Source organism: Acinetobacter sp. WC-743, from assembly GCF_000335555.1.
Classification (GTDB): Bacteria; Pseudomonadota; Gammaproteobacteria; order Pseudomonadales; family Moraxellaceae; genus Acinetobacter; species Acinetobacter bereziniae.
Genome location: NZ_AMFQ01000067.1, coordinates 39,351 through 53,186, shown reverse-complemented (window position 1 = coordinate 53,186; position 13,836 = coordinate 39,351). Strand labels below are relative to the sequence as shown.

11 protein-coding genes are annotated in these 13,836 nt (G+C 39.5%); 6 read left to right on the top strand and 5 right to left on the bottom strand.

What is annotated here, in order from left to right; translation table 11 throughout:
• The first annotated feature begins 68 nt into the window (after positions 1–68).
• Together ACINWC743_RS08575 and ACINWC743_RS08570 are read left to right on the top strand one after the other, a co-directional pair.
• On the top strand, positions 69–1,349 hold the full coding sequence (locus tag ACINWC743_RS08575) for a 3-deoxy-D-manno-octulosonic acid transferase (protein WP_009585122.1): 1,281 nt from the start codon (positions 69–71) through the stop codon (positions 1,347–1,349).
• A 71-nt stretch (positions 1,350–1,420) separates the two neighbouring features.
• Positions 1,421–2,134, top strand: a complete 714-nt coding sequence (locus ACINWC743_RS08570; protein ID WP_009585128.1) for a 16S rRNA (uracil(1498)-N(3))-methyltransferase — start codon at positions 1,421–1,423, stop codon at positions 2,132–2,134.
• Here ACINWC743_RS08570 and ACINWC743_RS08565 read toward each other — a convergent pair.
• Together ACINWC743_RS08565 and ACINWC743_RS08560 are read right to left on the bottom strand one after the other, a co-directional pair.
• Positions 2,117–3,121, bottom strand: coding sequence for a mechanosensitive ion channel family protein (locus tag ACINWC743_RS08565; protein WP_004832039.1), 1,005 nt, complete (start codon positions 3,119–3,121; stop codon positions 2,117–2,119). The two genes, ACINWC743_RS08570 and ACINWC743_RS08565, sit on opposite strands and share 18 nt — an antisense overlap.
• 123 nt (positions 3,122–3,244) lie before the next feature.
• Positions 3,245–3,826 (bottom strand): DUF805 domain-containing protein, encoded by a 582-nt coding sequence (locus tag ACINWC743_RS08560; RefSeq protein WP_009585132.1) that lies wholly within the window; start codon positions 3,824–3,826, stop codon positions 3,245–3,247.
• A 293-nt stretch (positions 3,827–4,119) separates the two neighbouring features.
• On the opposite strand from ACINWC743_RS08560, the gene acs reads away from it, so the two are divergent.
• Both acs and ACINWC743_RS08550 read left to right on the top strand, forming a co-directional pair.
• A complete protein-coding gene (gene acs, locus ACINWC743_RS08555; RefSeq protein WP_009585117.1) occupies positions 4,120–6,063 on the top strand; it encodes an acetate--CoA ligase in 1,944 nt (647 codons plus the stop codon).
• A gap of 169 nt (positions 6,064–6,232) precedes the next feature.
• Complete coding sequence (locus tag ACINWC743_RS08550) at positions 6,233–7,417, top strand: acyl-CoA dehydrogenase family protein (RefSeq protein WP_009585134.1); 1,185 nt, start codon at positions 6,233–6,235, stop codon at positions 7,415–7,417.
• Between the two features lie 505 nt (positions 7,418–7,922).
• On the opposite strand, the gene ampC is transcribed toward ACINWC743_RS08550, so the two are convergent.
• The 3 genes from ampC to msuE all read right to left on the bottom strand — a co-directional run bounded on the left by ampC (position 7,923) and on the right by msuE (position 11,305).
• Positions 7,923–9,095 carry a class C beta-lactamase gene (gene ampC / locus ACINWC743_RS08545; RefSeq protein WP_009585129.1) on the bottom strand — a complete coding sequence of 391 codons (1,173 nt, stop codon included), beginning with the start codon at positions 9,093–9,095 and terminating at the stop codon, positions 7,923–7,925.
• Positions 9,096–9,403: 308 nt separating this feature from the next.
• Positions 9,404–10,522: a dimethylsulfone monooxygenase SfnG gene (sfnG, locus tag ACINWC743_RS08540; protein WP_009585143.1), complete on the bottom strand. Its 1,119-nt coding sequence runs from the start codon at positions 10,520–10,522 to the stop codon at positions 9,404–9,406.
• Positions 10,523–10,567: 45 nt separating this feature from the next.
• Complete coding sequence (gene msuE / locus ACINWC743_RS08535) at positions 10,568–11,305, bottom strand: FMN reductase (RefSeq protein ID WP_004832030.1); 738 nt, start codon at positions 11,303–11,305, stop codon at positions 10,568–10,570.
• 377 nt (positions 11,306–11,682) lie between these two features.
• On the opposite strand from msuE, the gene ACINWC743_RS08530 reads away from it, so the two are divergent.
• Complete coding sequence (locus ACINWC743_RS08530) at positions 11,683–12,336, top strand: response regulator (RefSeq protein ID WP_004832028.1); 654 nt, start codon at positions 11,683–11,685, stop codon at positions 12,334–12,336.
• Between the two features lie 235 nt (positions 12,337–12,571).
• Positions 12,572–13,810, top strand: coding sequence for an MFS transporter (locus ACINWC743_RS08525; RefSeq protein WP_009585118.1), 1,239 nt, complete (start codon positions 12,572–12,574; stop codon positions 13,808–13,810).
• Positions 13,811–13,836: the final 26 nt, after the last annotated feature.

The window sequence follows — 13,836 nt, the reverse complement described above, 5'->3', positions numbered from 1 at the left end:
TATTATTCATTAACAACTGAATAATGCTCTGTTATATTTGCCCATTGATTTGTATAGAGGCATTCTGTTTGACTACTCCTTTCTGGTATAACGCAGCACTTGCAATCGTCAAACCTTTATATCGTTGGCGAATTAAAAAACGTGCACAAAATATGGCGGAATACCAACAAGAATGTCTCGAACGTTTTGGTCCATTTCAATCAGTAAAAAATCAACATGCAATTTGGTTTCACTGTGTCTCTGTAGGTGAAACCAATGCAGCACAACCGTTAATTGAGCATTATCTAAAGGCAGGTCATGCTGTTTTAGTGACCAATACAACAAAAACAGGACAAGCGCGCTCAAAATCATTATTTTTAAAAGCACCGTATCTGTCGCTTTTTCAAGCGGTATATTTACCTGCGGATCAGAAGCATCTGATTGCTGATTTTTATCAAAAATACCAGCCAAAACTGCTGATTTTGGTTGAAACAGAACTTTGGCCTAATCTAATTGATCAAAGCCAACAATTTAAAGTGCCGTGTATTTTGGTCAATGCCAGACTTTCAGAAAAGTCAGCCAAAGGTTATGCCAAAGCACCAAGTCTGACTTTACCGATGCTACAAAAACTGGATTATTTATTGGCACAGGATCGGGCAACTCAACAGCGTTTTGTTGATTTAGGTACTCAGCAAGTTAAAACAGAAGTGGTTGGAAGCATTAAATTCGATATTTCTGCACCAGTGCAATTTTTACAGCAGGCTGAGCAGCTTCAACATGATTGGCATTTGAGTAATCGAAAAATTATAACCATTGCCAGTACGCATGCGCCTGAAGAAGAAAAACTACTGATGGCATTTAAGCCATACTTAGAAAGTTATCCAGACTGGATATTGATCGTTGTACCCCGTCATCCTGAACGCTTTGATGATGTTTTTTCGACAGCACAAAGCTTAGATTTAATCACTCATCGCCGTAGTTTAGAACAGACAATCCAAACGGATACGCAAGTTTATTTAGCCGATAGCATGGGCGAAATGTGGTTGTGGTATGCCTTGAGCCAAGCATGTTTTGTTGGTGGCTCATTAAATGAACCGGGGGGTGGTCATAATATTTTGGAACCAATGGTTTTAGATGTTCCCACTGTGATTGGACCACGTTATTTTAATTTCCAAGCAATCGTAGATGAATTCTTACAGGCAGATGCTGTGAAAGTTGGACAAACAGTCGATGAGGTTGTTGCGCTATTGGTTCGTTGCTTGGAAGATCAGGATTTTTCCCAACAGTTGAGTCAGCATGCAGTTGAAGTATTGAATCGTAATAAAGGTTCTTTACAGAAGCATATTGCCGTGATTGATCGCTATCTATAATACGCTGTAGTTGTGAAATCCGTTGTTGTAAAAAATTGCAATGCATCAAGCCAAATGAACCAGACTTTATTATGAATATTGTTCTTCTCGATCCTCGTCAAACGCAGTCCGATATTTGGAAAATCAGTTCCAATCGACAACTTGAACATTTACATCGCCATCTCGCAGTCAAGGTTGGCGATACATTGAAAGTAGGTGTTCGAGATGGAGATCGCTATTTAACGGAAATCATTGCTGTTTCTGAACAAGAGATTTTAATTAGACCGATTCAAAAAGAAGTCATTCCTGCAAAATTACCCATGACTTTGATTGTCGCTCTACCACGTCCGAAAGTATTGCGGCGTTTGATTATGGATGCAGTCACAATGGGCGTGCAGCAAATTATACTTATACATAGTTATCGCGTCGATAAAAGCTATTGGCAAACGCCTTTTTTACAACAACTTGAACACTATATAACGTTGGGGTTGGAACAAGCAGGGGATACCATTGCCCCAAAAATAGAGTTATATAAACGCTTTAAGCCCTTTGTGGAAGATGTTTTACCACAGTTGATTCACGCACACAGCCCAGCTTATGTGGCACATCCCTATACGGAACAACAGATGCCTTTTGCGATTGAACATGCATGTACTGTAATTATTGGTCCAGAGGGCGGTTTTATTCCCTATGAAATTGATTTACTCATTAAAAACGGCTGCCAAGCTGTCAGCTTGGGCAACCGTATTCTACGCACTGAAACTGCGATTCCTTATGTAATTGGACGCTTATTTAGCACGAGCTGATTCAAGATCGTCGCTAGATGGATCACCACGATATACTTTAACTTCCTGAACTGGGTAAGGAATAGAAATATTATTTTCTGCAAAGGCTTCAAGTACATTTTCTTGAATTTGACTGATCGATGCAGCAGTGACAACTTGAGTGGTGTCTACCCACCAACGAACTGTTAAATTGACTGAGAAATCAGCTAAAGCAGTTACGTTTACAGTAAAGCCCGGTTGGCTCAGGATACGCTGATCTTTATCCAGTAATTTAAGGATAATATCCTTCGCCTTTTGTACATCATCTTCATAGCCAATACCAACTACAAATTCACATCGACGACGCTGATAAGCCGTATTGACCGTGACTGCGCTGGTATAAACCGTTGCGTTTGGAATCACAATACGGCGACCGTCAGGTGAACGTAAGAAGGTCGCACGGATTTGAATATCTTCAACCGTACCTTCCATGTTATTCACGATAATGTCATCGCCAATTTTGAACGGTTCGCCTAAAAGAATTAAAATACCTGAAAGTAGATTTTGGAAAATATCTTTAAAGGCAAAACCAATCGCAACCGAACCAATCCCCAAGGCACTCATCAATTGACCGGGTGTAAAACCAGGAATTGCGATGACCATGGCAATTAAAAAACCAAAAAATATAATCGCTGTACTGCCTACACGGTTCAATACTAAAACTAAATTTTGGCGTGTATAGGTACGATTTTCGAGTGTTCGACGAACAAAGAATTTAAACAGCTTAGACAATAACCAAAAAATGGTGATGACAATCAACGCAATGCATAAATAAGGCATACGTTCCCAAAAACCATCTACAAATTTATCAATGGTTGTGTATGCATCTTTATATTTTTCGGTATGTTGAATTACTGTTTGCGCAGTTTTTTCACCTGCAGAACTAATCAATTGAGTCGTGTCTTGCGCAACGGTACTCAATGCATTTGCATCTTCAGCCACAATGATGTCCAATAAAATAATTGGCATATTTTGCCTGAAATTTTAAAGAAGTTAAGCCTTGATTACAGTTTTTCGTATAACCGGAAAATAAAATAATATTGATGAGAATTTTACCAGCATTGATAAAGTTGATTGCAAAATCGATCCGCTTTAAAAATATTCAGTACTCTTTTGAATGATCGTAGTGGGACTGCCAATTTCTCCTGTATCTACCATAAAAGACACGATACTGGTGGATGCAAATAATCCAATCACAAAACTAATGATCATCAACCAAGCGAGTAATTTTTCAATGAATGCAGATGGGCGGGGATGACCGAAACGGTTGGCTTTGCTGCAACCACGTGCAAAGAGCAAATAAAATGCCATAAAAAACTGTATGATTGGAATCAAACACAGCACTATCCACCAACCTGATTTATTGCGATCATGAAGTCGACGAATCACCACCACGAACATGAAATATAAATATGTGCAGCTCAATAAGATATAACTCATTTGACTGAGTGTAGAAAGAGAATGGATGGCATGTTGGCTGAAATGCATTGAATCCAAATTCAAAATTCCCAGCATCACACTTAGACTCAACAGTGCAAAAGTAAAAAACAGCTGTAAGATCCCGAACCAAGCAATATAACTCAAACGATTAAAACGACCGTGTATCGATAGTGGATGATCAGTTTGTGGTATGACCTGTTTTGAGAAAAATGAAGAGGATTCTTGTGTTTGCATGATGATTGTGTCCAGTTGAAGAAATTCAGTAAGGAAATGTTTTTTTCTGAAAAAAACCATATGCACTTATCACCACAAATTATAAGATCAAAAAAGCGACATAGATATTGAAAATTCGAATGTTTTGGCAAATGACTTAACATTTTCCGATGGTTAAAGTGACCCCCGTGTCTACGACCAAAGCACAATTGTTAATCAAATTGCGCTATCGTAATACTGAACACATGCAGCAAATAAAATCAATAACGTAGGCATACATCTCGTGATGAGATGACAGATCAAGGAAGCAGAATATGAACGAAATATATCCAGTTCCAGAACAATTTGTAAAAACCGCAAGAACCAATGAACAAGAGTATTTTGAACGTTATCAACAGTCAGTGGAGCATCCAGACGAGTTTTGGGCAGAAGCAGCAAAAAAACTGGATTGGATCAAACCATTTACTCAAGTTAAAAATACCAGTTTTGACAAAGATCATTTTAAGATTGAATGGTTTGCGGATGGTGAGTTGAATGTCAGTGCCAACTGTTTAGATCGTCACCTCAAAGAGCATCCACTTAAACCTGCAATCATCTGGGAAGGTGATCATCCATCACGACATAAAATTATTTCTTTTGAAGAGCTGCATGATGAAGTCTGTCGTTTTGCCAATGTATTGAAAAAAAACGGGATAACCAAAGGTGACCGGGTCATTTTGTATATGCCGATGATTCCCGAAGCTGCAATCGCGATGTTGGCATGTGCACGTATAGGGGCGGTGCATTGTGTGGTTTTTGGAGGATTCTCTCCTGACTCTCTGGCTAGCCGAATTGATGACAGTCAAGCCAAATTAGTCATTACCGCTGATCAGGGGATGCGTGGCGGAAAAACTATTCCATTGAAAGAAAATGTGGATGCTGCCTTGACTTTTGCGGGGACCAGTTCTGTTGAAAAAATGATTGTCGTCCATCGTACTGGGCACCCTATTCAAATGAAAGAGGGACGCGATTTGTGGTATCACATGGAAATTATGACGGTGACAGACATCTGCCCGCCAGAAGCCATGAACGCCGAAGATCCTTTATTTATCTTATATACTTCAGGTTCCACAGGAAAACCGAAAGGTGTTTTACATACTACAGGGGGTTACCTGACTTATGTGAATTCAACCTTTAGAGAAGTATTTGATATTAAGCAAGATGATGTGTTTTGGTGCACTGCTGATGTTGGATGGATTACAGGGCATTCTTATGTGCTTTATGGACCACTCTCTAACGGTACTACCACAGTAATGTCTGAAGGGATTCCACAATATCCAACTTGGGCACGTACTGGACATATTGTCGATAAGCATAATATTACGATTCTTTATACAGCACCGACAGCAATTCGCGCCATGATGCGTGAGGGTGATGCATTCGTTCGTGAGAGTGACCGCAGTAGTTTGCGTTTATTGGGCTCAGTAGGTGAACCAATAAATCCTGAAGCTTGGAATTGGTATTATACCGTAGTGGGTGAAAGCCGTTGTCCGATTGTCGATACATGGTGGCAAACCGAAACAGGCGGAATTTTAATTTCACCATTGCCAGGCGCAACTGCACTAAAACCAGGTTCTGCAACACGTCCTTTATTTGGAATACAACCTGCGCTGGTTGATGCAGAAGGTCAGGAACTGCAAGGAGAAGCTGAAGGGAACTTGATTATCAAAGATTCTTGGCCGGGGCAAATGCGCACCATTTGGGGAGATCCTGAGCGATTTATTGAAGCCTATTTCTCAACCTATCCTGGAAGTTATTTCACAGGTGATGGTGCACGACGGGATAAAGATGGTTATTACTGGATTACTGGGCGCGTCGATGATGTATTGAATGTTTCAGGTCATCGTTTAGGTACGGCTGAAATTGAAAGTGCATTGGTAGCGCATGAAAAAGTTGCTGAATCTGCCGTAGTGGGTATGCCTCATGAGATCAAGGGGCAAGGAATTGCAGCTTACGTCACCTTACAAGCGGGCGAGGCTGAAACAGAAGAATTGCGTAAAGAACTGGTCAATTGGGTTCGTAAAGTATTGGGACCTGTCGCAACACCAGATGCCATTTATTGGGCACCGGCTTTACCAAAGACCCGTTCAGGTAAGATTATGCGTCGGATACTAAGAAAAATTGCTGCCAATGAATTAGACAGTTTAGGCGATACCTCGACTTTGGCGGATCCAAGTGTAGTGGATCAATTGATTACAGAAGTCAAAGCTCACACTTGATCAAGCTCGCGAGTAGCTTTTGGTTAGGCTAAAGTTTGATACCGTCAGCTCAATACTGGCGGTATTTTTTAAGTGCTATTTTCAAAGGATCGAATAAGTAACGCAAGCATTGTGATAAGGTCATCTTGCTTGATCTGCTAAGCTCAATAAATTGGATATAAGAGTTAAAATGATGAATGCACCACAATCTGTTTTAAATCTTTCGGCTTTGAATATTGCAAAAGAACTGGCAAAGCAATTTGCACAAACAGCAGCTGAGCGAGACAAAGCAGGAGGCAATCCGAAGTTTGAACGTGATTTGATCCGCAAAAGTGGTTTATTGAGCCTGGCTATTCCACAACAATATGGTGGGCAAGGCGCAGATTGGAAGACAATTTTTCAGACAGTTCAAACTATTGCTCAAGTGGATAGTTCCTTAGCACATGTCTATGCTTTTCATCATTTATTGATCGCCACCGTTCAGCTCTTTGCTCAACCTGAGCAGTATCAGCAATGGTTTGAGCAAACTGTGCAACAACATTTATTTTGGGGGAATACGCTCAACCCTTTAGATAAACGAACTACTGTTCAACAAGTGTCTGAAAATGAATTTATTTTTCATGGTGATAAAAGTTTCTGTTCAGGTTCCATAGACTCAGATATTTTACTATGTTCTGGTTTTAATGATGCAGATCAGTTACTGATTGCTGTGATTCCAACCCAACGAGAAGGAGTAAGCTTTTTAGGGGATTGGAACAATATGGGACAACGTCAGACAGACAGTGGAACTAGCCATTTTGAACAAGTGAAAGTATATAAAAATGAGTTGCTTTTAAATCCTGGACCATTAAGTACGCCGTATTCAAGTTTACGTCCACTGATTGCTCAATTGATTTTTGTGCATCTTTTCCTAGGTGTCGCAGAGGGTGCATTTGAAGTCGCTCGACAATCGATACAAACACAAAAAGCATGGTCAAAATCTTTGGCTGAGCAAGCGATACATGATCCGTATATCCAAAAGCATTTTGCTGATTTTTATGTCCAGCTACAAAGCGTACGCTTACTGACAGAGCAGGCAGTTGAAGCATTGCAAGCGGCTTGGAATATTGGTGAAGATTTAACTGAACAGCAACGGGGTCAGGTGTCAATCGCAATTGCGACTGCAAAAATAGCGGCAACGAATAGCTCATTATTTGTGACCCAAAATATTTTCCAAGTTTTGGGTGCGCGTGCAACCACAGCACAATTGAATTTAGACCGTTTTTGGCGAAATGTACGCACACAAACTTTACATGATCCAATCGACTATAAATATCAAGAGGTTGGGGAGTGGGTGTTGACTGGAAAAGTCCCTAATCCTAGTTTTTATTCTTGACTAAGCTCAGCCATTTCATTTGTCTATGTAACCAAACTTAGATATAGTCAAACCACCTGATTATTCATACAAGCATATGCTTTTTATATGGATTTTTGAAAGTTTTGCATAAACAGTTTTTTGTATTTTTTGATTCACAGACAGTCTTGCTATCGTGAGGCGACATGGATGTCGCCATGTTGAGCGGGGGTATATGAGCAAAAACAAAGCACTGCTTTGTTTGCAGCGCAAGAACCCTTTTAAACGAAAGATTTTTGTCATCTTTTCATCTCTGAAAAGTGAAGCATCGCCTACGCAAACCGATTTAAACTATAGATCTAAAGCGTGGCATTGCAAGCTTTAGATTATCAAACAATATATTTATCATATTGACTTTATTGGTCTAAAAATTATATTTACTGTATTTTTTTCAAAAAATTGACTAGAGGTAAGAAGCTGAGACAGCACAAGCTTTGGATTGCCGAGAGGTACGTGGTGCATACCTCTTTTCGACAATCAGGAAAAATTAGGGTTTAGAGGTATGTTTCAAGGTATTCAATACTTCATAAGCGGCTTGAATACGTTCGGCATTTGCAATCCTCTTATTCATCAGCATGACCAAGCCAAATTTTTCCGCAGGAATATAAATCAGATAGGTTCCAAAACCATTTGTTGATCCTGTTTTATGGAATACTCTTGCCCCTGATTTGACCAGTGTTTTTTCAACTGGGTTTGATTGCATCACCACACGGTCAGAGTTGCTTTCTAATAATGTTTCTAAGCTTGCTGGATAGTCGAAAGTTTCCCATCCAAGTGCTTGGGTCATCCCTCCCATTTTAAAGTAACCGATATGCGTTCCTTCGATTGCAGGTCGAATGGATGCCTTCGCTTGATCTGGATTTAAGTTCAATTTTAAGAACTGTAGAAGATCAGGAAGGTTTGATTTCACCCCATAGGCTTGAGCATCGAAAGGTCCCGGATTAACTCGAATTGGGCGATTGTTTTGATCATAGCCAAAAGCATACTGGGCTTGTTGTGCTTTTGGGACGTTGACATAACTATGTTGGAGTTGAAGTTGAGGAAAGATAACTTGCTCTAATAATGTGCTAAACGGAATGTTCATGGCTTTTGCAGTAGCTTCACCAAATAACCCGATACTAGGGTTTGAATATTGTCTAAATTGACCAACGGGTTGATTGACCTTCCAATCTTGAAAGTATTTAAGCGTTTGTGCATCGGTTTTGATTGGATCAGGAAATTGTAATGGTAGATTACCCGTAGTGTAGGTTGCCAACTGCAAAAGTGTGACTTGATTAATTTCTGAATTTTTTAATGCAGGTAAATATTTTCCTGGATGGTCTTGAAGTGATAGTTTAGATACACTTTGCGCATAACTGCCCGCCGTTGCAGTAAACAGTTTACTCACAGAGCCTAATTCAAACAGGGTACTTTTATTGACTGATTTCTTGTCAGCAAGTGATTGTACACCATAGTATTTTTCATAACTTTTGCCTTGGTACAGTACTCCAATTGCCATCCCAGGTACTGCATATTTTTGCATTAAGGGCTGAAATGCCTGAGTCATTGCATTTTCAACCTTTGCTGTGGTTATTTGCTGATTGGCATTTACATAAGTCGTCAGTCCCATGCTACTGATCAGGACGTAAAAGATCGTTTTTGTTTTCTTTAAAAAAGCCATAACCACTTATTCCAATCTATACAGGCAAAAAGAGATTATTTTAATGTGGATTAGAGATTTTCCAAGATCAAGCTTGTTGAGTATATGTATGTCGATTAAATACTTGAAGCAAAATAGATGATTAAAACAAATCAATCGGTGAAGAACGATATTTTATAGCTGATAGGGCTGTTCATACTGAACGACCATGAAACTTTAGCGATGTCAAAAAAAAATCCCTCAAGCCGAGTCATGAGGGATAAGCTGCAAATTTTGTTTTAGTTGTTTATTGTTGTTTTCTACGGCACAAACTCTGGCGCTAGAAATGATCAGGCTGATTTCGCAGTAATTTGCGCTTTTTGAGTTTCTTCTAGTTGACGTACTAAAGGCAGCACTTTTTCTCCAAAATATTCAACTTCCTCAATAAAATGTAAGAAGCCTGAAAGAACTAAGTCAACGCCTACACTTTTTAACTCAACGATTCGTTCAGCGATCTGTTGTGGAGTACCAATCAAATTGGTCTTAAAGCCATCGTTATATTGTACCAAGTCTTCAAAAGTTGATTTTGCCCAGTTGCCTTCACCCTCTTTAGAGGCGGCACCTGCTTCACGGGTTGCATCACCAAAAGCATTGACTGCTTCAACATTGGCTTGATCAATAATTTCTTGTAACACTGCTTTGGCTTCTTGCTCTGTATCACGGGCAATAATAAAAGCATTGACCCCAATTTTTACTGAATGACCATTCAGCTTGGCTTTTTCTCGAATATCATCAATTTGCTTTTTTAATTCTTCAGGAGTATTGCCATTGGTAAAATACCAATCAGATACACGAGATGCCATATCACGTGCTGCACGAGAACTTCCTCCCTGAAACACTTCAATATGCGGTTTTTGCAAAGGTTTTGGTTTTAAGGTGTAGTCTTTAAACTGATAATATTTGCCATCGAAACTATAGTTATCTGTAGTCCATATTCCTTTTAAAGTTCGAATAAATTCTTCAGAACGGACATAGCGCTCATCATGTTCAGGCCATGGTTCACCGATGGCATCAAACTCACCACGAAACCAACCGCTCACCACATTAATGGCAATACGACCATTAGTCAGATAGTCGATCGTTGCCAATTGTTTTGCAGCCAAAACAGGTTTCCATGGACCAGGCAAGATGGCTGCAATCACTTTTAACTTATCTGTCTTCGCCAATAAAGCATGGCTAAAACTTACAGACTCATGTTGATTTTCAGCGCCATAGCCTGCGGTGAAACGAATTTGGGTGAGGGCATATTCGAAACCACTTTTTTCAGCCGCTTGTGCTAAGCGGACATTATAGTCATAGCTCCAGTCAGTACGTTGTTCAATATTACTGACCACTAAACCACCGCTGACATTGGGTACCCAATATGCAAACTTAATGGCTGGAGTATGGTTTGATGAAAACTGTGACATAACATGACCCTCTATTTTTTATTATCTGCGGCAACAAGGTTGCAATTAAGCAACCTGTGATTGTGGTGATTTGGATTTTGCATGAAGACGGTTTTCTGCTGCATCCAAGTTTGGGATTGCAGCTGAAGGTAGTACCTCATCTTGCTCGATTTGTTTGTTAATCCCTAAGTTTTGATTGGCTTGTTCCGTCTTAGCTTTGACAACCTCAGCACGTTGCCCTTTTGCAGGAGCCCATTCCAAAATTGGCAATGCGCGTGCAACAGCCAAAGTAATACGATCTTGAATATGTTCACTTTTTATGGTGTATTCAGGTGTGAAATCACGATCGGTTGCATAGACACCAATCGGTAGGGTTTGGGCTTGGAAAAAGCTAAATAATGGACGAAGCTGATGTTCCAATACCAATGCATGGCGATCGCTTCCGCCTGAAGCAGCCAGTAATACCGGCACATCCACCAGTGCTGTTTGTTCAACAAAGTCAAAGAAATGTTTAAATAAACCCGTGAAAGATGCACGATAAACTGGTGTGCCGACGATCAAGGCATCTGCTGCTTCGACGGCTGCTAAATCATCTTGTACACGTTGTGGAAGCTGGTTACGGTAAATTGCACCACCCAGTAAATGACCAATTTCACTGAATTTAATAAAATGCACATTGATCGGAGTTGCTTGACCGAGCTCATCTAAAATGGCTTGAACTAAACTTTCTGTTTTTGAAGGGTTATTTAAGCCCCCTGATACAGCAACAATATTTAAGGGTTTTTGTTGAGTATAAATAGACATGTTGGCAACCTAATAAATTGAATCTCGGAATGCCATTTATTTATCTATATTCAGTGAGATTGGTAAAATAATGAAAAACAGATTGGTTATCAGTTTTTGAGATATACAGGAAAACGCTTCATTTTAAGGGGAAGATATAGTCTAAATTGCTGAACTTATTTGATATTATTTATTTGAATAAGCAATTCATTTTTAGATGTTTATTTTATATTTAAAAGTGATATTTAAATCTGTATTTTGAGAAATAACCGAAAAAGAGTAGGGAATTCTCATTAAAGCACACAAATAATTCAAAAATTCGTTAATATTAACGTATCTTAAATAGCAATAGTGCGGTTAGAATAAAAGAACTGTGCTAGAGATCTCTCACTTCGCTTATGAATATTTTAATCGTTGATGATCATCCACTGTTTCGCCATGCGTTAATTCAGGCGGTTCGTTATAGTTTGCCACAAGCTCAAATCAGTGAAACTGCGGCTGTTAATGAGTTCTACGAGCGTTTGGAAAATGGTCCTGAACCAGATTTAGTCTTATTGGATTTAAATTTACCTGGCGCATCGGGTTTCTCTGCATTGGTCCATGTTCGTGCACAGTATCCTGCGATTCCAATTATTGTGGTATCAGCCCACGAAGAAGCATCGATTATTCAGCGTGCGATTGCGCACGGTGCAATGGGTTATATTCCGAAGTCTGCGCATCCAAGCCATATTGGGGAAGCAATTCGCCAAGTATTAGAAGGCGAAATTTGGTTGCCGCCAAATTTACCGACTGCGAATATGAATTTTGACCCTCGTGCTGCAGATGAAACAGCTTTGGCAGAGCGTATCCAATCTCTAACGCCACAGCAATTCCGTGTCTTAATGATGGTTGCCGAAGGTTTGCTGAATAAACAAATCGCATATGAACTGGATGTTTCTGAAGCGACGATTAAAGCGCATGTGACCGCAATATTCCGTAAGTTGGGTGTACAAAATCGTACTCAAGCTGTCTTGGCAATCAATGCGCTGAACATCGAAGAGAAAAAAGTTTAAGGTTTTTCTGATGATTCAGTGAACATTAGAAAAGTCTCTAAAATTATGAGAAGAGTGTATTAAAAATATGCTCTTTTTTATATTTTAAAATTCATTTTTAAGTTTTATTTTTATAAAATTTAGTTTGTTATCGGTATTTTATTCTTTGCTAAACAAGGAATGAATCTCCGATAATTTTTTCACTTTTATCAATTATTCAAAATAGGCGTATACTGATCAGACATGAGGAAAAACAATGTCTGATGCATCTGAATCTACAGCGTATATTGAGTATGGTACTCGTCCCTTTCTGGCGATTTTGTTGTCACTATTTCTAGCAGGGTTTGCGGTATTTTCATCATTGTATTGTGTTCAGCCGATGATGCCTTTTCTGGCAAAATTCTTTCATGTGACCCCTACACATAGCAGTTTCCCACTTTCATTTTCTACCATTACATTGGCTTTGGGGCTTTTGTTTGCAGGGTTAATCTCAGATCGTTATGGTCGTAAACAGATCATGGCGATTTCTTTGTTTTCAACAGCCATTTTATTATTAATTAGCTCATTACTACCCTATTGGGAAATCTTCCTTGCCACACGAATGCTGATTGGTCTGGCAGTGAGTGGAGTTGCATCAGTAGCGATGACCTATATTGGCGAAGAAATCGCACAAAAAGATGTTGGCTTTGCAATGGGTTTGTATATTTCAGGTACTGCGATTGGCGGTATGGGTGGGCGCTTAATCGCAGGCGTTTTACTGGATTATATTTCATGGCAAACAGCTACTATGATTATTGGCATACTCAATTTATTGATCGCCATCACTTTCTATGTTGCACTCCCTGCGTCTAAACACTTTAAATCTTATCCGATTCAATTCTCTCGCTTTATCGAATCGTTCAAGAAAAACCTCTCTGATGCAAAATTAAGATTCCTATTTATCGAAGGTTTTATTTTGATGGGTTGCTTTGTCACTGTGTTTAATTACATGAGCTATCATCTTTTAGAAAAACCTTTTGAGTTGTCTCAGACGTGGATTGGCTTGATTTCGATCGCCTATTTATCAGGTATTTATAGCTCACCACGTGCAGCTGGCTGGAGCCGTCGATTTGGACGTGCAAAAGTTTTGATTGCGATGTTTTGTAGTATGGCGCTAGGTTTATGGGTAATGTTCATTCCATCTTTATGGACTGTGTTAATTGGGCTATTTATTTTCACTTTTTCTTTTTTTGCGGCACATTCCACCTCAAGCAGTTGGGTATCTATACAGTCTTTACAATATCGTGCAGTCGGTTCTTCGCTGTATTTGTTCTGCTACTATCTCGGTTCAAGCCTGTTGGGCAGTGGTAGTGGCTTGATTTGGGAAAAATATGGCTGGTCGGGTTTAACCGTGAGCATAACTGTTGTACTGGGTATTGGCTTATTGGTCGCGCTAAAATTAAATCAAATGCAGAAGCAAACTGACTCAGATTCGACAAAGCTTGAATCGAACTAAATTGCCCTGAGCTTTTATTGATTGAT

Bases quoted from the DNA above. Each gene is read 5' to 3' on its own strand.
- acs (WP_009585117.1), top strand. From the start codon at position 4,120: ATGAACGAAATATATCCAGTTCCAGAACAATTTGTAAAAACCGCAAGA.
- msuE (WP_004832030.1), bottom strand. From the start codon at position 11,305: ATGTCTATTTATACTCAACAAAAACCCTTAAATATTGTTGCTGTATCA.
- ACINWC743_RS08570 (WP_009585128.1), top strand. From the start codon at position 1,421: ATGAATATTGTTCTTCTCGATCCTCGTCAAACGCAGTCCGATATTTGG.
- ACINWC743_RS08550 (WP_009585134.1), top strand. From the start codon at position 6,233: ATGATGAATGCACCACAATCTGTTTTAAATCTTTCGGCTTTGAATATT.
- ampC (WP_009585129.1), bottom strand. From the start codon at position 9,095: ATGGCTTTTTTAAAGAAAACAAAAACGATCTTTTACGTCCTGATCAGT.
- sfnG (WP_009585143.1), bottom strand. From the start codon at position 10,522: ATGTCACAGTTTTCATCAAACCATACTCCAGCCATTAAGTTTGCATAT.
- ACINWC743_RS08560 (WP_009585132.1), bottom strand. From the start codon at position 3,826: ATGCAAACACAAGAATCCTCTTCATTTTTCTCAAAACAGGTCATACCA.
- ACINWC743_RS08530 (WP_004832028.1), top strand. From the start codon at position 11,683: ATGAATATTTTAATCGTTGATGATCATCCACTGTTTCGCCATGCGTTA.
- ACINWC743_RS08525 (WP_009585118.1), top strand. From the start codon at position 12,572: ATGTCTGATGCATCTGAATCTACAGCGTATATTGAGTATGGTACTCGT.
- ACINWC743_RS08565 (WP_004832039.1), bottom strand. From the start codon at position 3,121: ATGCCAATTATTTTATTGGACATCATTGTGGCTGAAGATGCAAATGCA.